General features: G+C 69.3%; 16 protein-coding genes. 1 reads left to right on the top strand and 15 read right to left on the bottom strand.

What is annotated here, in order from left to right; genetic code table 11:
- Positions 1-19: 19 nt before the first annotated feature.
- From G6N49_RS07500 to G6N49_RS07450, 11 genes are all read right to left on the bottom strand, one after another.
- Positions 20-1,528, bottom strand: coding sequence for a glutamate synthase subunit beta (locus G6N49_RS07500; protein WP_011855955.1), 1,509 nt, complete (start codon positions 1,526-1,528; stop codon positions 20-22).
- The gene (gene gltB / locus G6N49_RS07495; protein WP_083045296.1) at positions 1,521-6,077 is read right to left on the bottom strand and encodes a glutamate synthase large subunit; all 4,557 of its coding nucleotides are present in this window, start codon (positions 6,075-6,077) and stop codon (positions 1,521-1,523) included. The genes G6N49_RS07500 and gltB overlap by 8 nt, the downstream gene beginning before the upstream one ends.
- Before the next feature lie 82 nt (positions 6,078-6,159).
- Entirely contained in the window at positions 6,160-6,573 is a 414-nt protein-coding gene (locus tag G6N49_RS07490; RefSeq protein ID WP_083045295.1) for a DUF2752 domain-containing protein, read from the bottom strand.
- Positions 6,563-6,946 (bottom strand): NINE protein, encoded by a 384-nt coding sequence (locus G6N49_RS07485; RefSeq protein ID WP_011560439.1) that lies wholly within the window; start codon positions 6,944-6,946, stop codon positions 6,563-6,565. Before G6N49_RS07485 ends, G6N49_RS07490 begins: the two co-directional genes overlap by 11 nt.
- 36 nt (positions 6,947-6,982) lie before the next feature.
- Complete coding sequence (locus G6N49_RS07480; protein ID WP_083045294.1) at positions 6,983-8,425, bottom strand: HNH endonuclease signature motif containing protein; 1,443 nt, start codon at positions 8,423-8,425, stop codon at positions 6,983-6,985.
- A gap of 64 nt (positions 8,426-8,489) precedes the next feature.
- On the bottom strand, positions 8,490-11,243 hold the full coding sequence (gene lgt, locus G6N49_RS07475; protein WP_083045293.1) for a prolipoprotein diacylglyceryl transferase: 2,754 nt from the start codon (positions 11,241-11,243) through the stop codon (positions 8,490-8,492).
- Complete coding sequence (trpA, locus tag G6N49_RS07470) at positions 11,240-12,028, bottom strand: tryptophan synthase subunit alpha (RefSeq protein ID WP_011560442.1); 789 nt, start codon at positions 12,026-12,028, stop codon at positions 11,240-11,242. The genes lgt and trpA overlap by 4 nt, the downstream gene beginning before the upstream one ends.
- A complete protein-coding gene (trpB, locus tag G6N49_RS07465) occupies positions 12,025-13,287 on the bottom strand; it encodes a tryptophan synthase subunit beta (RefSeq protein ID WP_083045292.1) in 1,263 nt (420 codons plus the stop codon). The genes trpA and trpB overlap by 4 nt, the downstream gene beginning before the upstream one ends.
- 1 nt (position 13,288) lies before the next feature.
- Positions 13,289-14,107 carry an indole-3-glycerol phosphate synthase TrpC gene (gene trpC / locus G6N49_RS07460; protein ID WP_011560444.1) on the bottom strand — a complete coding sequence of 273 codons (819 nt, stop codon included), beginning with the start codon at positions 14,105-14,107 and terminating at the stop codon, positions 13,289-13,291.
- A gap of 84 nt (positions 14,108-14,191) precedes the next feature.
- Positions 14,192-14,788 carry a TIGR02234 family membrane protein gene (locus G6N49_RS07455; protein ID WP_011855962.1) on the bottom strand — a complete coding sequence of 199 codons (597 nt, stop codon included), beginning with the start codon at positions 14,786-14,788 and terminating at the stop codon, positions 14,192-14,194.
- Positions 14,785-16,344 carry an anthranilate synthase component I gene (locus G6N49_RS07450; protein WP_011855963.1) on the bottom strand — a complete coding sequence of 520 codons (1,560 nt, stop codon included), beginning with the start codon at positions 16,342-16,344 and terminating at the stop codon, positions 14,785-14,787. The genes G6N49_RS07455 and G6N49_RS07450 overlap by 4 nt, the downstream gene beginning before the upstream one ends.
- 62 nt (positions 16,345-16,406) lie before the next feature.
- Between G6N49_RS07450 and G6N49_RS07445 the strand changes: the two genes are divergently transcribed.
- On the top strand, positions 16,407-16,871 hold the full coding sequence (locus tag G6N49_RS07445) for a peroxiredoxin (RefSeq protein WP_011855964.1): 465 nt from the start codon (positions 16,407-16,409) through the stop codon (positions 16,869-16,871).
- Here G6N49_RS07445 and G6N49_RS07440 read toward each other — a convergent pair.
- The 4 genes from G6N49_RS07440 to G6N49_RS07425 are packed head-to-tail and all read right to left on the bottom strand — an operon-like array spanning position 16,868 to position 19,818.
- Positions 16,868-17,860: an alpha/beta hydrolase gene (locus G6N49_RS07440; protein ID WP_083045291.1), complete on the bottom strand. Its 993-nt coding sequence runs from the start codon at positions 17,858-17,860 to the stop codon at positions 16,868-16,870. The two genes, G6N49_RS07445 and G6N49_RS07440, sit on opposite strands and share 4 nt — an antisense overlap.
- 10 nt (positions 17,861-17,870) lie before the next feature.
- Positions 17,871-18,218, bottom strand: a complete 348-nt coding sequence (gene hisI / locus G6N49_RS07435; RefSeq protein ID WP_011855966.1) for a phosphoribosyl-AMP cyclohydrolase — start codon at positions 18,216-18,218, stop codon at positions 17,871-17,873.
- Positions 18,218-19,003: an imidazole glycerol phosphate synthase subunit HisF gene (hisF, locus tag G6N49_RS07430; RefSeq protein ID WP_011560450.1), complete on the bottom strand. Its 786-nt coding sequence runs from the start codon at positions 19,001-19,003 to the stop codon at positions 18,218-18,220. The genes hisI and hisF overlap by 1 nt, the downstream gene beginning before the upstream one ends.
- Positions 19,003-19,818, bottom strand: coding sequence for an inositol monophosphatase family protein (locus tag G6N49_RS07425; protein WP_011855967.1), 816 nt, complete (start codon positions 19,816-19,818; stop codon positions 19,003-19,005). The genes hisF and G6N49_RS07425 overlap by 1 nt, the downstream gene beginning before the upstream one ends.
- Between the last annotated feature and the right edge of the window lie 3 nt (positions 19,819-19,821).

Below are 19,821 nucleotides of genomic sequence, written 5' to 3'. Positions count from 1 at the left end.
ATCGTAGTCGTTGATCGATTCAGACGACGGCCAGTGGCAGCGCGCCGGGTCGCACCGGCGCCGGCAGGTCGGACTCCCCCATCAGATACGCGTCGACGGCGTGGGCGGCGCTGCGGCCTTCGGCGATCGCCCACACGATCAGCGATGCGCCGCGGTGGGCGTCGCCACAGACGAACACCCCGGGCGCATCGGTCTGCCAGTCACTGCCGCAGGGCAGCGCGCCGCGATTGTTCAGGCTCAGTCCGAGCCCGTCGAGCAGGGGCATGTGCTCGACGCCCTCGAATCCGATCGCGAGCAAGGCCATATCGCAGGGGATCTCGAGCGTCTCGCCGACGGGCACGATCTGCCTGCGGCCCTCGGCGTCGCGTTCCACCTTGACCTCGGCGATCTCCATGCCCCGTACGCGCCCCTGCTCGTCACCCAGGAAGCGCTGGACCGCAACCTGATAGCGGCGCTGTCCACCCTCGGCGTGCGCCGGCGACAGCCGGGTCCGCAACACCAGCGGCCACATCGGCCACGGCGTGCGGGTGTCGTCACGGGTCTCCGGCGGTTCCGGGTTGTAGTCGAGTTGGGTGACCGACGCCGCCCCCTGGCGGTGCGCGGTGCCCAGGCAGTCCGCGCCGGTGTCCCCGCCGCCGATGATCACGACGTGCTTGTCCCGCGCGGACAGCGCGGACGGGCCGTCACCCTCGCATTCCTTGTTGGCCGGCACCAGGTGCTCCATCGCCAGGTGCACACCGTCGAGGTGGCGGCCCTCGACGTCGTTGTCCCTGGCGCGCAGCGCACCGACAGCCAGGACCACGGCGTCGTGCCGTTCTCGCAGTTGTTCCACGGTCAGGTCGACGCCCACCTCGCACTCGGTGACGAACCGGGTGCCCTCCGCGCGCATCTGCGCCAACCGCTGGTCGAGGGTCCTCTTCTCCAGCTTGTACTCGGGGATGCCGTAACGCATGAGCCCGCCGATGCGGTCGTCGCGTTCGAAGACCGTGACGTCGTGTCCGGCGCGCGTGAGCTGTTGGGCCGCAGCGAGACCCGCAGGACCGGAGCCCACGACGGCGACCCGCCTACCGGTGCGGATCGACGCCGGTTGAGGGTCGACGAGGCCCAGCGCCCACGCCTGATCGGCGATCGTGTTCTCGATGCGTTTGATCGTGACGCTGCCGCCGGTGTGGTCCTCGCTGATCGAGAGCACGCAGGCCGCCTCGCACGGCGCCGGGCACAGCCGTCCGGTGAACTCCGGGAAGTTGTTGGTGGCGTGCAGGCGTTCGCTGGCGGCGTCCCAGCGTCCCCGGCGCACCAGGTCGTTCCACTCGGGGATCAGGTTCCCCAGCGGGCAGCCGGCGGAACCGGAGTGGCAGAACGGGATTCCGCAGTCCATACAGCGCCGTGCCTGCTGCGAGACCTCTTCGGCACGCTCGGGCAGGCTCTGACGTTCGTACACTTCGTGCCAGTCGCCGACGCGCTCGTCGACAGGCCGCTTGGCGGCTTCGACCTTGGGCACCTTCAGGAATCCGGTGGGATCAGCCACGGCTGGCCTCCATGATCGCGGTGTCGACGTCGCGTCCCTCGGCCTTGGCCATCCGGGTGGCCTCCAGGACGCGCTGGTAGTCGCTGGGCATGATTTTGGTGAACTGGGCGCTGCGCCGCGGCCAGTCCGAGAGCACCGAGGTGGCCACCGTGCTTCCGGTGTTTCTCGCGTGCCGGGCCACGACGTCGTGCAGCCACACCAGATCCTCCGGATCGAGTCGCTGCAACTCCACCATGGCGGTGTTGACCCTGGCCGGGTTCAACCCGAGCACGTAGGCGATACCACCCGACATCCCGGCGGCCATGTTGCGACCGGTCCTGCCGAGCACCACGACCCGGCCACCGGTCATGTACTCGCAGGCGTGGTCGCCGACGCCCTCGACGACGGCCAGCGCACCGGAGTTGCGGGCGCAGAACCGCTCGCCGACCTTGCCGCGCAGGAACACCTCCCCCGATGTCGCGCCGTAGAGCAGGGTGTTGCCGGCGATCACGTTGTCCTCCGGCAGGAACAAGACGTCGTCGGCGGGTTTGACGATGATCCGTCCGCCCGAAAGCCCCTTACCGACATAGTCGTTGGCGTCACCGGTCAACTCGATCGTGATACCCGGCGGCAGGAACGCGCCGATCGACTGGCCGGCCGACCCGGTGAGCTTGACGCGGATGGTGTCGTCCGGCAGTCCGGCCGCCCCGTAGCGGCGGGTCACCTCCGCACCGAGCAGGGTGCCCACGGTGCGGTTGACGTTGCGGACCGGCAGTTCGAGCGTCACCGGGTGGGCGTCTTCGAGTGCGCCCTCCGACAACTGGATGAGCGTCTGGTCGAGGGCCTGGTCGAGCGCGTGGTACTGGTCTTTCAGCTTTCGCCGCTGGGTCCTGCCGCTGTGTGCGTCGGTCGGCACGGTGAAGATCGGCGTGAGGTCGAGTCCCTTGCTCTTCCAGTGCTCCACGCCGGTCGCGGTGTCGAGGATCTCGGCGTGCCCGACGGCCTCGTCGACGCTGCGGAAGCCCATTTCGGCGAGGTAGCGGCGGATGTCCTCGGCGATGAAGCGGAAGAAGTTCTCGACGAACTCCGGTTTGCCGTTGAACCGCGCGCGCAGTTCCGGGTTCTGGGTGGCGACCCCGACCGGGCAGGTGTCGAGGTGGCAGACCCGCATCATGATGCAGCCCGCCACCACCAGCGGAGCCGTCGCGAACCCGAACTCCTCGGCGCCCAACAGCATCGCCACCATCACGTCGCGGGCAGTGCGCATCCCGCCGTCGCACTGGACGGTGATGCGGTCGCGAAGCCCGTTGAGCACCAACGTCTGCTGGGCGTCGGCCAGTCCGATCTCCCAGGGCGCGCCGGCGTGTTTGAGGCTGGTCAGCGGCGCGGCGCCGGTGCCGCCGTCGTGACCGGAGATGAGCACCACGTCGGCGTGCGCCTTGGACACCCCGGCCGCGACCGTGCCGACACCGACGCTGCTGACCAGCTTGACGTGGATGCGGGCCCGGTCGTTGGCGTTCTTCAGGTCGTGGATGAGCTGGGCGAGATCCTCGATCGAATAGATGTCGTGGTGCGGCGGCGGCGAGATCAGGCCCACCCCCGGCGTCGAGTGCCGCGTCTTGGCGATGTTGGGGTAGACCTTGTAGCCCGGAAGCTGGCCGCCCTCACCGGGTTTGGCGCCCTGGGCCATCTTGATCTGGATGTCGGTGGCGTTGACGAGGTAGTCGCTGGTCACGCCGAACCGGCCGCTGGCGACCTGTTTGACCGCGCTGCGCCGCCGCGGATCGTAGAGTCGGTCCACATCTTCGCCACCCTCGCCGCTGTTCGAGCGGCCACCGAGGTTGTTCATGGCGATCGCCATGGTCTCGTGGGCCTCGGCGCTGATCGAGCCGTAACTCATCGCACCGGTGTTGAACCGTTTGACGATCTCGGCGGCCGACTCCACCTCGTCGAGCGGCACCGGCGGCCGGGCGCCCTTCTTGAACTCGAACAGCCCGCGGAGGGTGCCGCCGTCGCGAGACAGCCGGTCGACCTCCTCGGAGTACTGCCGGAAGACGTCCTCGCGTCCGGTGCGTGTCGAATGCTGAAGCAGGAAAACCACTTCCGGGGTGAATAGATGGAGTTCGCCCTCGCGGCGGAAGGCGTACTCGCCACCGACCTCGAGCCGGCGGTGCACGCGTTCGGTGGGGTTCTCCGGGTACGCGCGCCGGTGGCGTAGCTTGACCTCCTCGGCGATGACGTCGAGGTCGATGCCGCCGAGTTGGGTCGGCGTTCCGGTGAAGTACTCGTCGACGACGTCGCGGTCGATCCCGACGGCCTCGAACGCCTGCGCGGCCGTGTAGGAGGCGACGGTGGAGATGCCCATCTTGCTCATCACCTTCGTCACGCCCTTGCCCAGCGCCTTGAGGTAGTTGCGGACCGCGGCAGTGGCCTCGATGCCGGTGAGTTCGCCTTCGCGGATGAGGTCCTCGATCGTTTCGAAGGCGAGGTACGGGTTGACCGCGGCGGCGCCGAAGCCGATGAGCATCGCGACGTGGTGCACCTCGCGGGCGTCACCGGACTCGACGACCAACGCCACCTTGGTGCGCTGTTTGGTGCGCACGAGGTGGTGGTGCACCGCGGACACAGCGAGCAGCGACGGGATCGGTGCGCGGGTGTGGTCGGAGTCGCGGTCCGAGATGACCAGGGTGCGGGCGCCGTCGGCGATGGCATCGCTTGCGCGGGTGCGCAAATCGTCGAGGGCGTCGGCCAGGCCCTCGCCGCCACGCTCGACGTCGTAGAGCGCCTTGAGGACCGTGGCACGCAGACCCGGGTGCTCCCCGTCGTCGTTGATGTGGACGATCTTGTTGAGTTCGTCGTTGTCGAGCACCGGCCACTTGAGCAGGATCTGACGGCAGGACGCCGCCGTCGGTTCGAGGAGGTTCTGCTCCGGGCCCATGATGCGGGCCATGCTGGTCACCACCTCTTCGCGGATCGCGTCCAGCGGCGGGTTGGTGACCTGGGCGAAGAGTTCGACGAAGTAGTCGTAGAGCGGCCGGGACCGTTCGGAGAGGACCGCGGACGGGGTGTCGGTGCCCATCGATCCCAGGGGTTCGGCGCCGGAGGCGGCCATCGGGGTGATGAGGATGCGCAGTTCCTCCTCGGTGTAGCCGAAGGAGATCTGGCGGCGGACCACGGATTCGTGGTTGGGCTGCACGCGCGCGCGATCCGGGAGTGTGCCGAGTTCGAGCAGCCCGGCATGCAGCCATTCGCCGTAGGCCTCGGCCTTCGACAGTCCGAGCTTGATCTCGTCATCGCTGACGATGCGGCCGGCCGCCGTGTCGATCAGCAGCATCTTGCCGGGCTGCAGGCGTCCTTTTGCGACGATCTGCTCGGGCGGCACGTCGAGCACTCCGCTCTCGCTGGCGAGGATGATCCGGTCGTCGATGGTGCGCCACCAGCGACCGGGCCGTAATCCGTTGCGGTCCAACACCGCTCCGACCAACGTGCCATCGGTGAAGGTGACGCAGGCCGGGCCGTCCCACGGTTCCATCAGCGAGGCGTGGAACTGCCAGAACGCCCGCTCGTCGGCATCCATCGAGGTGTTGTTCTCCCAGGCCTCCGGGATCATCATGAGCACCGCGTGGGGCAGGCTGCGACCGCCGAGGTGGAGCAGTTCGAGGACCTCGTCGAAACTCGCCGAGTCCGAGGCGTCGGGTGTGCAGATCGGAGAGAGCCTGCTGAGGTCGCCCGGGATGTTGGCGCTGGCCAGCATCGCTTCGCGGGCGTGCATGCGGTTGCGGTTGCCGCGCACGGTGTTGATCTCGCCGTTGTGGGCGACGAAGCGGAACGGGTGCGCGAGCGGCCAGGACGGGAAGGTGTTGGTGGAGAAGCGACTGTGGACGATCGCGATGGCGCTGGTGCACCGCGCGTCGCGCAGATCGCTGAAGTACAGCGGCAACTGCACCGTGGTGAGCATGCCCTTGTAGGCGATCGTGCGGCTGGACAGGGACGGGAAGTAGACGTCGGCGGAGTTCTCGGCGCGTTTGCGCAGCGGGTACACGCGCCGGTCGAGTTCGATGCCGCCGCGCCTCGCCCCGTCGACTTCCGGTGCGGCGACGAACAATTGGGCCATGTACGGCATGCAGCTCCGCGCGGTCGCCCCGACGTCGGCACCGTCGGGGTCCACGGGAACGGTCCGCCACCCGAGCACTTCGAGGTGCTCCTCGGCCGCCAGCGCCTCCACCTGGCGACAGGCCTCGGCCCGCGCCACCGGATCCTGCGGCAGGAAGCAGATGCCGGCCGCGAAGGTGTTGCAACCGTCGGCTGTGGGCTGTGGGAGGTCGAAGTCGACGACCTCGGTGAACAGTTCGACCGGTAGCTGCAGGAGGATGCCGGCGCCGTCGCCGCTGTTGGTCTCCGCGCCTGCCGCGCCGCGGTGGTCGAGGTGTTCCAGGGCAACCAAGCCGTCAGCGACGATGGAGTGCGACCGTCGGCCCCGGATGTCGGCGATCATGGCGACGCCGCACGAGTCCTTTTCGTGCTCGGGATCGTAGAGTCCCTGTGCGCCTGGGGTAGCCGAGTAGAGCATTGGATTGCACCTCCGCAGGTCCGGAAAACGTTGCCGGGACTGCGGCGGCCCGAAGTGCCAGTGTATCAGCGCAGGTGGGCGCCTACCCGTCGAGCAAGGTCGGGACCAGCGGAAATCCGGGCAGATTGCGGACCACCGTCCAGGTGATGGTGGCCACTGCGATGACGACGATCGCGGTCACCGGCAGCACGGCTTGGTGGTGACGCCGCCGGAAGAAGACCCACAGCGCGAGCAGCGGGATACCGACGAGGAGGAAGACGTTGTCGGCCACGGCGGCGGCGAGGTCACCGTGCAGCAGATCGTGCGTCATCCGCAGTCCCCCACAGGCCGGGCAGTCCCAGCCGGTGAGGGCTTTGAACGGGCAGAGCGGGGCGAGGAAGCCCGGCCGGTGGGGGTCGGCGACACCGATGTAGGTCAGCGCGCCCGCGAAGAGTGCGCCGGCGCCGAGGGTGAGGTAGACCGGCGTACGACTCGGTGCGGGAGCGTCAGGTTCCATCGCGCAGCGGGAGACCGTTCGGGTCGCGGACCTTGTCGGTGAAGATGAGAACCGCATCGACGATCCCCCAGATCACCGCGCCGATACCGCAGGTGACGAGACCGACGACCAACTGGGCGACACCCAACCCGACCTGCCCGAGGTACATGCGGCCGATGCCGACGATGCCGAGCAGGCCGACGAGTTGGAGTAGGCCAGCGACGACCTTCGATTTGTCCGAGTACGGCTCCCCGGTCATCGGATGCCTGCCGTAGGGCGCCGACGGGTCGTAGTAGGGCGGCGGGTAGTTGCCGGGAGGCGGCGGGTAGTAACCCTGCGGCGGAGGAGGTGGGATGCCGTCGGGTGCGTTACCGAACTGCGAGGGATCGGTCATGTGATCAGCATGCCAGAAGCCCCGCGGTCCGCGGCGTCAGAACGGCGGCGGCTCGTCGCTCGGATCGGGTTCGTTCCCGAACAGGTACGCGTGGAGCTCTTGCCGGCGCACCTGGCGCATGGCCCGGTTGTGGGCGCGCTCAGCGGCGATGGCCGCCGCGCGGTTCTGGGCGCGGGTGCGGCGGCGCTGCGGCATCTTGGCGTTCCGATCCCCCGTCACGGTGCCGGTGCACGGCGCCGCCGCGGCTGGTGTGGTCGGGGCGCACAGACCGGGGAACAACAATGCGCTCCCCGGGGTGGTGATGTAGGTGTGCCCGGACGGGCTCGTCCAGATCACGGTGCCGTCGGGCAGCTGCTGGTCTTTCCAGCCGCCGAACGTTTTGAGCAAGTGGTGCAGGCGGCACAAGCATTTGAGGTTGGCCGCCTGTGTCGGCCCGCCGCCCGCGTACGGGACGGTGTGGTCGACGTCGGTGCGCATCGCCGGACGGTCACAACCAGGGAAACGGCATGTCAGATCGCGGCACCGGACGTATTCGGCGAGTGCACGCGACGGGGTGTAGTGGGGTTCGGGTGCGGCGTCACCCGGAAGGGTCAGTGGGCGCAGCTTCGCGGTGTGGGCAAGTTCGGCAACGACTTCCGCCGGAATCAAACCGTCGGCGCCGATCAGTGACCCCTCGCGGTCGCCGACCCCGTCGAGGGTCGACCGGTCGGCGACCATGTGGATCACCGTGGGGCTCGCGCTCAGCCCGCCCGCCGCACAGTCGGGGCTGTCGCAGCGGCACGCCATCCGATCGGCGCCGGCGACCATCGCGTCGATGGCGTCGGCCCGGCGTTGCTCGGTGGTGCGCGGATCGTTGGCGCAGACCGTCGCAGCAAGTGCGGACAAGCGTCGATCGAATGCGTGGGCCGTGGTGGTGAACACCGTCGCGCAGATTTCTGACAGGCCGTCGATTCGGTCGGCGACCGACACCTCGCGCCGTGCGGCGGCCTCCTTGCGCCGTCGTACGGCGTCGGGGTCAACCCGTTTGACGATCCGATCGACACGTGCGGCGAGCTGTTTCTGAGTCAGCCCCCGCCACCGCGCGACGCCCGCGGCGACCTGCCCGTCGACGGACCTCAACGCCTCAGGGTCGATGACGAGTTTGGTGCGGCTGACGATGGTCTGGAACATGAAGTAGTCGAGATCGCCTGCGACGAACGCGGCGCCGACCTGGGGCAGCCGCTCTTCCATCGCCAGGGCGTGGCGTAGGTGGCTGGCCGCCAGGCCCGTGCTGATCGTGAGCGCGGCGGCGACTTCTGCGGATACGGAATCGACGGTGTCGCAGGCCGCATACGCGGAATCGCCGACCTCCCGCAACCGCAGGCGATATAGATCGCCCACGGCGACCAGCATCCGCGCGGTTGCCTGGTTGGCCGCACGCGACGAGCCGGCAATGCGGTCGACAAGTGACCGAGCCGCCGTCTGCGAACCTTCGAACATAGGTTCGATGATAGCGGGTGGGTGTGACAACGATGCCGATCAGCGCAGCGGACTCGCTACGACATCACTTGCGGCGGCGGAACCACCGGCGACGTGTCGGAACCGGTTCGGGGGTCGTGATGATCCGGTAGGCGGACGCGTCGGTCTCACCGCCCTCGTCGATGTCAGCGACGTCGTCGCCAGGCGCATCCTGCGCACTTGCCGCCAACTCTTCGTCGTCGACGACCGGTTCGGCGGTCTCGTCGGGCGCGGTCTCCTGCTCGACGGCCGAGTCTTCGAGCGCCTCCGCTTCGGCGGCGCCGACCTCTCCGGCGACGGCTTCGGCGTCCCAGTCCTCCACGGGCTCGTCGTCGGCGAACTGCCCTTCGGCGTCGGCGACGGCGATCTCCTCCGCGACCGCCTCGGCCTCGTCGGCCCGTTCCACTGCCGCCTCGAGGTCCTCGTCGAGCCCCCCTTCGGCGACGGCGTCTTCTCCTTCGAGGGCGGCAGCATCGTCGGCAGCCACCTCGTCGGCGAGCGCTTCAGCCTCCGCGGCACCCTCGACCGCAGCCTCATGCGCCTCCTCGGCCGACTCCTCAGCCGCGACCGCGTCCTCACCCTCAACCGCACCAGCCGTCGTCAACGCCTCACGATCCCCAGCGTCACCAGCCCCGACCTCGGCCACCGGCTCCGCCATGTCACCGGCGACCTCGTCGGCGAGCGCTTCAGCCTCCTCGGCACCCTCGACCGCAGCCTCATGCGCCTCCTCGGCCGACTCCTCAGCCGCGACCGCATCCTCACCCTCAACGACACCAGCGGTCGTCAACGGCTCACGATCAGCCGCCTCACCAGCCTCGACCTCGGCCACCGGCTCCGGCTCGGACTCGGGCTCGCCAGCATCCGCAACAGCGACTTCGTCGGCGAGCGCCTCGGCCTCCTCGGCGCCCTCGACCGCCGCCTCATGCGCCTCCTCGGCCGACTCCTCAGCCGCGACCGCATCCTCACCCTCGACGACACCAGCGGTCGTCAACGGCTCACGATCAGCCGCCTCACCAGCCTCGACCTCGGCCACTGGCTCCGGCTCGCCTTCAGGCTCAGGCTCGCCAGCATCTGCAACAGCGACTTCGTCGGCGAGCGCCTCGGCCTCCGCGGCACCCTCAACCGCAGCCTCATGCGCCTCCTCGGCCGACTCCTCAGCCGCGACCGCATCCTCACCCTCGACGACACCGACAGTGACCGGAGGCTCCTCATCGGCAGCCTCACCGGCTTCCGCGAACGCCACCGCCTCAGCGATGTCCTCCGAGGGCGCCGACTCGACGTCCTCCGCCAGTGCCTCCGCCTCGGCTACCGGCTCCGGCATTTCTTCATCGGGCCCGCCGTCGGCAGCACCGGCCGTCGTCAACGTCTCATGATCAGCAGCCTTGCCCGCTTCCGCGGGCTCCGGCTTCACCGAGTGTGAAGCTCTCGCGAAAAGTCGGCCCAAGAATCGCGAAGGTTTCACACTCGGCGCTTCAGCGGGCGTCTCCTGGGCCCTGTCCTCAGCGGCGACTTCCTCGGCGACCACTTCGGCTTCTCCGGCGCCGTCGACCGCCGCCCCATGCGCCTCTTCAGCCGACTCCTCAGCCGCGACCGCGTCCTCACCCTCAACGACACCGGCCGTCGTCAACGGCTCACGATCCGCGGCCTCACCAGCCTCCGCGAACGCCACCGCCTCGGCAATGTCCTCCGACGGCGCCGACTCGACATCCTCAGCCAACGCCTCAGCCTCGGCGACCGGCTCCGCCGTGTCGGACTGGACGTCCTCGTCCTTCGCGTCTTCCTCCCCCGCGACTTTCGCGGCGACTCCCACACCCGTGGCGGCCGCGGCCTCTTTGAGCAGCGCTGTGGTCGCAGCGTCGTCTTCGTCGCTTCCGCCGGGTTCGACCGCATCGGCCTCGAAATCGTTCGGCGAGACGGCCGCGGCTTCAACCTCCTCATCCACGTCACTCCGAAGCGTCGCGGGGTCCTCCCGGCCGCGCGGAGCCGCCATCAGGTACACCACGGCTCCGATGAACACGAACATCGACGTGAACGAGTTGACCCGGATACCCGCCAGCTCGGTGGCCATGTCACTGCGCAGCAGCTCGATCCAGAACCGGCCGAGGCAGTAGCCCGCGACGTACAGCGCGAACAGCCGGCCGTGCCCCAGGTTGAACCGCCGGTCCGCCCAGATGAGAACCGCGAAAACCAGCAGGTTCCACACCAATTCGTAGAGGAAGGTGGGGTGCACGATCTCGATGACGCGGCCCGTCGACACCCCGATCAGGTCATTGCGCGCACCGCTGGCATCGACCCGCTCGTAGATCTCGAGCCCCCACGGCACCGTCGTCGCGCGGCCGTAGAGCTCCTGATTGAAGTAGTTGCCGAGCCGGCCGATCGCCTGCGCCAGGATGATGCCGGGCGCGATGGCGTCGCCGAACGCGGGCAGCGGGATGCCGCGACGGCGGCAGGCGATCCAGGCCCCGACCCCGCCGAGCGCCACCGCGCCCCAAATGCCAAGGCCGCCCTCCCAGATGCGGAACGCCGCGATCAGCCCGGCGCCGTCGGGCCCGAAGTACGTCTGCCAATCGGTGATGACGTGGTAGAGCCGGCCACCGATCAGCCCGAACGGCACCGCCCACAGGGCGATGTCGTAGATGACGCCGCGCTCGCCGCCGCGCGCCTCCCAGCGGCGGTCGCCCAGGACCAACGCGACGATGATGCCCGCGATGATGCACAGCGCGTACGCGCGCAGCGGGAACGGCCCGAGTTCCCACACGCCTTGCGGCGGACTGGGAATGTAGGCGAGCGTGCTCGTCACGCGGTCACCCTCTGGCGGACTCCCTCAGCTAGTTCCTCGGTCAGCGCGCGCACCGCGGGCACACCGTCCTTGAGCGCCGACACCAGCGCCGATCCGACGATCACGCCGTCGGCGTACGCGCCGATCTCGGCGGCCTGCTCCCGCGACCGCACACCGAGGCCGACGCCGACCGGGATGTCGGAGACCTCCTTGACGCGCGCGACGAGTTCGGGAGCGGCACTCGAGACGGCGTCTCGGGCACCGGTGACGCCCATCGTCGATGCCGCGTAGACGAACCCCCGTGTCGCCTGGACCGTCTTGGCCAGCCGCTCGGGCGTCGACGCCGGGGCCACCAGGAAGATCCGGTCCAGATCGTGGGCGTCGGAAGCCGCCATCCACTCGTCTGCCTCTTCGGGAATGAGATCAGGGGTGATCAGACCCAGTCCACCCGCGGCGGCGAGATCCCTCGCGAAGGCGTCGATCCCCCACCGCAGCACGGGATTCCAGTACGTCATCACCACTGCGCGCCCGCCGGCGTTGCTGATGGCCTCGACCGCCGTCAGGGTGTCGCGCACCCGAACGCCGCCCTGCAGCGCCGCCTCGGTGGCGGCGGCGATGACCGGGCCGTCCATCCCCGGGTCGGAGTACGGGATGCCGACTTCGATGATGTCGCAACCCGATTCGACCAACGCTGTCATCGCCGAGATCGATGCCGGCACGTCGGGGAATCCGGTTGGCAGGTATCCGATGAGCGCCGCGCGTCGCTCCGCTCGGCAAGCGTCGAACAAGCCACCCAACCGACTCATGAACCGCCTTTGTCCAGCAGACCGAACCATTTCGCCGCGGTCTCGACGTCCTTGTCACCGCGCCCGGACAGGTTGACCAGGATCACCGAACCCGGCCCGAGTTCCGGGCCGAGCTTGAGCGCACCGGCGACCGCGTGCGCGGACTCGATGGCCGGGATGATCCCCTCGGTGCGGCACAGCAGCGAGAACGCGTCCATGGCCTCGGTATCGGTGATGGGCCGGTACTCGGCGCGACCGATGTCCTTGAGCAGCGCGTGCTCGGGCCCCACGCCTGGATAGTCCAGACCGGCCGAGATCGAATGCGATTCGATCGTCTGGCCGTCCTCGTCCTGCAGCAGGTAGGAGAAGGAGCCCTGGAACGCACCGGGTGAGCCGCCGGTGAACGTGGCGGCGTGCCGGCCCGTTTCGACCCCGTCTCCGGCCGCCTCGTAACCGATCAACCGCACACGGGGATCGTCGATGAAGGCGTGGAAGACGCCGATCGCATTGGAGCCGCCGCCGACGCACGCCGTCACCGCATCCGGGAGCCGGCCGGCCTGGGCCTGGATCTGGGCCCGCGCTTCGAGGCCGATGATGCGCTGGAAATCGCGCACCATCAAGGGGAACGGGTGCGGGCCCGCCGCGGTGCCGAAGCAGTAGTACGTCTCGTCGGCGTTGGTGACCCAGTCGCGGAAGGCCTCGTTGATCGCGTCCTTGAGCGTCTTCGAACCGGCCTCAACGGAGACCACCTCGGCGCCGAGCAGGCGCATGCGCGCCACATTCAGCGCCTGACGGGCCGTGTCGACCGCGCCCATGTAGATCACGCAGTCCAGGCCGAGCAGTGCGCAGGCGGTGGCCGTCGCGACACCGTGCTGGCCGGCGCCGGTCTCGGCGATGACCCGGGTCTTGCCCATCTGACGTGCGAGCAGCGCCTGCCCGAGCACGTTGTTGATCTTGTGGGAACCCGTGTGGTTGAGGTCTTCTCGTTTGAGGAAGATGCGCGCCCCGCCGGCGTGCTCGCTGAGCCGGGTGGCCTCGTACAGCGGCGAAGGACGGCCGCTGTAGTGGCGCTGCAGCCGATCGAGTTCGTCGAGGAACGTCTGGTCGCCACGGGCCTTCTCGTAGGCCGCGGTGACCTCCTCGATGACCGCCATCAGCGCCTCGGGAACGAGGCGTCCGCCGTACGGGCCGAAGTGGCCGCGGGCGTCCGGGTCGTGGCTGGTGGGTTCGGCGACGGCCGCACTGGAGCGCGGCAGGTCCGAGTCGACGAGTTCGGCCACGCTATCGGGACGGTTTCGGGCAGGACGGATGGGTTCCGGCGGTCACCAGGTCGGCCACCGCACTGCGGGGGTCGCGGCTGGTCACCAGGCCTTCGCCGACGAGCACGGCGTCGGCGCCGGCACCGGCGTACGCCAGCAGGTCGGCAGGGCCGCGCACGCCGGACTCCGCGATGCGGATGACATTCGACGGCAGTCCCGGGGCGATGCGCGCGAAGCAGTCGCGGTCCACCTCGAGGGTCTTGAGATTCCGCGCGTTGACGCCGATCACCCGGGCACCGGCCTGCAGTGCGCGGTCGGCTTCGGCTTCGGTGTGGACCTCCACCAGCGCCGTCATCCCGAGCGACTCGGTGCGCTCCAGCAACGACTCGAGCACGGGCTGTTCGAGTGCGGCGACGATGAGCAGCAACATGTCGGCACCGTGGGCGCGGGCTTCGTGGATCTGATACGGCCGGACGATGAAGTCCTTCCGCAGGACCGGGATCGACACCGCCGCGCGGACTGCGTCGAGGTCGTCGAGCGAACCGTTGAACCGGCGCTGTTCGGTCAGCACGCTGATTACGCGGGCGCCGCCGTCCTGATAGGCGCGGGCCAGGTCGGCGGGATCCCCGATCTGAGCGAGCGCTCCCCGGGACGGACTGGCCCGCTTGACCTCGGCGATGACCCCGATGCCGGGTTCGCGCAGGGCGGCCATCACGTCCAGTGGAGGCTTCGCGCGCTGCGCCCGTTCCTTGATCTCGGTGAGGCTGACCACGGCCTCTCGAGCGGCAACGTCGGCGCGGACTCCCTCGATGATGGAGTCGAGCACGGTCGCCGAACTCATAGCCCGTCGATCCCCCTCTGGTACGTCGCCGACAGTTGCCGGATGGTTCTCATCGAAGGGTAGTCGCAGTGACCCCATCGCCTGTCACCGGCCCTTCGTGTCGCGATCGGTCGGGTCGTGGCCCTCGTCGAGGGCGTCCCACAGCATGCGTTCCGACATCGGCTCCCCCTTGTCCTCCTGCTCGGTCGCGGTGGCGCGGCGTGCCGACGGTGCCGCGTACCTGCTCGTCCCCCCGGTCCCCTTCACCGCCGCACGCATCAGCAACACCGCACCCGCGAGCACCAGGGCGGCCGCCACCAGTGTGAGCACAGCGCCGGTGAAGTGACGTTCGGTGCCGGTCAGGTCGGCGACCGGCACCTCGGCCAGGTTGGCCGCCCGCGGGGCGACGTCGACGATCACCCACAGCGTGATCGCCAGATAGGCCATTCCCGCACTCGCCGCCGCCACCAGGACCGCGAGTATCCGCAACGGCCAGCCCCGCACCGCCAGCACCGCGACGGCCGCGGCCAGCACCAGCAGGGCGAGCGGGATCAGCGCGGTCGCCCACTCCGCACCGGTCAGCGTCGACGTCTTCGGCTGACCCAGTCCGTCGAACGAACGCACCTCGACCCACGTCAGCCGCGACGCCACCCACAGCACCGCGGCGCCGAGGACGAGGACGAGCTGGGCGATGCGGGTCATGGTTCGCGCAGGGTTTCGGCGGCGGCGACGGCGGCCAGCACCGCCTTGGCCTTATTGGTGGCCTCGTTGAACTCGTACGGCCCGTTGGAGTCGGCCACGACTCCCCCGCCGGCCTGGACGTAGGCGACCCCGTCGCGCATCAGCGCGGTCCGGATGGCGATCGCGAAATCGGCGTTGCCCGCGAAGTCGAGGTAGCCCAGCACCCCGCCGTAGAGCCCGCGGCGGGTCTTCTCGACCTCCTCGATGAGCTCCATGGCCCGCACCTTCGGGGCGCCCGACAGCGTGCCCGCCGGGAAACAGGCCGTCACCGCGTCGAGCGCGGTCATGCCCTCGGCGAGACGTCCGGTGACCGTCGACACCAAGTGCATGACGTGGCTGTACCGCTCGATGTGGCTGTAGTCCTCGACCCGCACGGTGCCGGGTTCACACACCCGGCCCAGATCGTTACGGCCCAGGTCCACCAGCATCAGGTGTTCGGCGCGCTCCTTCTCGTCGGCCAGCAGCTCCTTCTCGAGCAGCAGGTCCTCTTCCTCGGTGTCGCCGCGCCAGCGGGTGCCGGCGATCGGGTGCGTCGTGGCCTTCCCGTCGGCGACGGTCACCAGCGCCTCCGGACTCGACCCGACCACCGAGAAGTCCAGTCCCCCAGTCTCATCCGGCACGTTCAGCAGGTACATGTACGGGCTGGGATTGGTGACCCGCAACATCCGGTACACATCGAGCGGATCGGCGACGGTGTCCATCTCGAAACGCTGCGACGGCACCACCTGGAACGCCTCACCGGCCTCGATGTCGCCGACGAGCTTCTCGACGATCGCGGTGTACTCCTCGACGGTGCGCTGCGCCCGGTGCGTCGGGGCCGGCCGGGCGAACGTGGCCACCGACGAGGGCAGCGACTGCCCCAGCGCCTTGGTCATCACGTCGAGCCGGGCGACGGCGTCGTCATACGCGCCGTCCACGTTCTCGTCGGTGCCGTTCCAGTTCACCGCGTTGGCGATCAGCGTGATGGTGCCCTCGTGGTGGTCGACGGCGGCGATGTCGGTGGCCAACAGCAGCAGCATGTCGGGCAGTCCGAGATCGTCGACGGCCAGCGACGGCAGCCGCTCCAGCCGCCGCACCATGTCATAGGCGAAGAACCCGACCAGACCGCTCGACAGCGGCGGCAGGCCCGGCAGCGGCGCGGTCTCCAGCAGCGCCAGCGTGGACCGCAGTGCCTGCAGCGGATCACCACCGCTCGGCGCATCCTTCGGCGTCACGCCCAACCACACCGCCTCGCCGTCGCGGACCGTCAGCGCCGACGGTGCGCCCGCCCCGATGAACGACCACCGCGACCACGACCTGCCGTTCTCGGCCGATTCGAGCAGGAACGTGCCGGGCCGGTTGGCGGCGAGCTTGCGGTACGCCGACAGCGGGGTCTCGCTGTCGGCGAGCACCTTGCGGACCACCGGCACCACGCGGTGCTCGGCTGCCAGTGCCCGGAAGTCCTCGCGAGACGTGGTCGTGGCCAGCGACGAACGCTCGCGCGAGGAGTCGAAGGCGGAAGCGGCGGTCGTCTGCACGAGGCGATTCTCCCAGACCGGTGCGGGCCCGTTCGCCGGCAGGAGGCGTAGCGTGACGGCTCATGGAACGCGGTGATCGAGTCGAGGATTTCGAACTGCCCGACCAGACGGGCACGGTGCGCAGCCTGACAGGTTTGCTGGCCGACGGGCCGGTGGTCTTGTTCTTCTACCCGGCGGCGATGACGCCCGGGTGCACGAAGGAAGCCTGCCACTTCCGCGACCTCGCGGCCGAGTTCGCCGCGCTCGGAGCGTCCCGCGTCGGGATCAGCACCGACACCGTCGACAAGCAGGCCCGGTTCGCCGACACCCAACGATTCGACTATCCGTTGCTGTCCGACGCAGACGGTGCGGTCGCGCGGCAGTTCGGCGTCAAGCGGGGCCTGTTGGGCAAGTTGATGCCGGTCAAGCGCACGACATTCGTCATCGACACCGACCGCACGGTGCTCGAGGTGTTCTCCAGCGAGCTCAACATGGAGGCCCATGCCGACAAGGCGCTGAAGGTGTTGCGCGAGCGCCAGTCCGCCTAGGACAGTCGCGCGCGCATGAAGTTCAGCATGCTGGCGCGAAAGGTCTGCATGGACAGTGCCCGTGCCGCGATCGCGTCGGCGGCGTGATACATGCCAGGGACCGTGATGAGTTCGCATGGCACGCCGCTGGATTCGAGGCGCTCGGCGTAGGAGACGCAGTCGTCGTGAAGCAGGTCGAGCTGGCCGACGCCGATCCACGCGGGCGCCAGACCACTGAGTTCTGACCTGCGAGCCGCCGCGGCATAGGCGGGCGCCTCCGAGGTGTCGGGCGGATGTCCGAGATAGGCGGTCCAGCCGAAGCGGTTGGACGCGGGTGTCCACACGAATCGCCCACGGCCGCCATGGTCGGCGCGAAGCACACTGCGGTCGTCGAGCATGGGATACGCGAGCGCCTGCCCGCGCAGCGGACATCCTTCGTCGAGGCTGCGCTGGGCGACCGTCGCCGCCAGACCACCCCCGGCGCTCGCGCCGCCGACCACGATCCGGTCGGCGTCGATACCGAGCCGGTCGGCGTTGGTGCGCATCCACCTCAACGTCGCCATGCAGTCGTCGAGCGCGGCTGGGACAGCGTGTTCAGGCGCCAGTCGATAGTCCGGCGAGACCACGGTGGCACCGAGTTCGCGTGCGATCTGGCCCGTGATGAACCGCTCCAGTTGCGGCGAGCCGACGACGAACCCGCCGCTGTAAATCCACATCACCGCGGGCCGTGACGTACCGCCTCCGGCCGGAGCGGTGATCACGACGCGCACCGCAGTTTCACCGACTCGTGACTCCGTCACCGTGACACCGTCACCGGCCGGAGTGGGCAGCCGCGTGAACGCGCGCGTCACCAACATCGATCGCCGGCTCGACGGCGCGGCGACGTACGGCAGGACCGGGCTCCGCAGATCGCGTGCAACGGCACTCAGCGCTTCTCGTGCCAAGAGATACCGCCCGGCCGCGACCGCAGCCGTGGCCCCGCCGATGACGGCCGCCGCCGACCTCTTCACACCGGGAAGCTTAAGCCTCCGGGGCCAACAGCACGTCGGCGTCGAAGCAGGTGTGTGTGCCGGTGTGGCAGGCCGGACCGGTCTGCTCCACCTCGAGCAGGACGGTGTCGCCGTCGCAGTCCAGGCGCACCGAGTGCACGTGCTGCGTGTGGCCCGACGTCTCGCCCTTGACCCAGTGCTCACCGCGCGAGCGCGACCAGTAGGTGGCGTTACGGGTCCGCATCGTGCGGTCCAGCGCGATGTCGTCCATCCACGCCACCATCAGCACCTGACCGGTGCCGCGTTCCTGCGCGACGGCGGTGAACAGACCGTCGGCGTTGCGTTTGAGCCGCGAGGCGATCTCCGGATCGAGAGCCACTACCGCACCGTGATCCCTTCTGCCGCCATCGCCGCCTTGACCTGACCGATCGTGAGTTCCTTGAAGTGGAAGACGCTGGCCGCCAACACGGCGTCGGCGCCGGCGTGGACGGCGGGGGCGAAATGCTCGACCGCACCGGCCCCGCCGCTGGCGATCACGGGCACGGTGACCGCACCGCGGACCGCGCGCAGCATCGGCAGGTCGAACCCGGCCTTGGTGCCGTCGAAGTCCATCGAGTTCAGCAGGATCTCCCCGACGCCGAGTTCGGCTCCGCGCGTTGCCCATTCGACCGCGTCGATCCCGGTGCCGCGACGACCACCGTGGGTGGTCACCTCCCACCCGGACGGGGTGGGCTGTTCACCCTGCGGCACGGTTCTGGCGTCCACCGACAACACGATGCACTGGGAGCCGAACTGACGGGCGAGTTCGGCCAGCAGTTCCGGGCGGGCGATGGCCGCGGTGTTCACCGACACCTTGTCCGCACCGGCCCGCAGCAACGCGTCGACGTCGGCGACCGCGCGGACCCCGCCGCCGACGGTCAACGGGATGAAGACCTGTTCTGCGGTGCGGCGCACCACGTCGAGCATCGTGGAGCGACCGGACGACGATGCGGTGACGTCGAGGAACGTCAACTCGTCGGCACCCTCGGCGTCATAGACGGCGGCGAGTTCGACCGGATCACCGGCGTCGCGCAGGTTCTCGAAGTTCACGCCCTTGACCACGCGGCCGGCGTCGACGTCGAGGCACGGGATCACGCGGACCGCGAGTCCTCTGTCGGCGGCCATCAGAACTCCTCCGGGGCGCCGACCGACGCCACGATCTCGAGGATCTCACCGTGCACCTGCGGGGAGCCGGCCAGCACCGACTTCGAATCCGGGGTCCACTCCGCCCCGGCCAGGTCGGTGACCACACCACCGGCGGCCCGCACCAACGCGACACCGGCGGCGTGATCCCAGATGTGGTGGCCGAAGCTGATCGCCCCGCCGAGCGCACCGCCGGCGGCGTAGGCGAGGTCGAGTCCGGTGGCGCCGTGCATCCGGATCCGGTTGCACTTTCTGCTCAGGTTCTCCAGCAGCGCCATCCGCCAGCGCCCTGGGAAGCGCCCACGCGAGTCGATGTTGAACGTCCCGGTCCCCACGACACAGTCCGACAACGCACCGGGCTGCAGTGCAGGCTGTTCAACCCCGTTGACGTACAACGGCTTTCCGACCACGGCGGTGTAACGCTGGGACATGAACGGCAGCCACGTCAGGCCGGCGACGGGCTCCCCGTCGCGCAGCAGACCGAGCAGGATCGCAGCGGTGGGCAGTCCGGCCGCGTAGTTGAACGTCCCGTCGATGGGGTCGAGCACCCAAACCAGCGGTGAGTCGATGTCCGCGCCGCCGTACTCCTCACCGTGCACCTCGATACCGGTGGCCGCGGTGAGCGCATCGACGACCTGCCGTTCGATCTTCAGGTCGACCTCGGTGGCGAAGTCGTTGCCCTTCTTCTGCACCGCCGAATCGGCGCGGTGCCCGCTGATGAAGGGTTCGGACGCGGCGTCGAGTATCGCCGCGGCCTCGTCGACCAGACCCTGCAGGTCGGTCTCGTCCAGTGCCATCGA

It is taken from the genome of Mycolicibacterium monacense (genome assembly GCF_010731575.1).
GTDB lineage: Bacteria > Actinomycetota > Actinomycetes > Mycobacteriales > Mycobacteriaceae > Mycobacterium > Mycobacterium monacense.
This window is presented reverse-complemented; position numbering and strand designations above follow the sequence as displayed.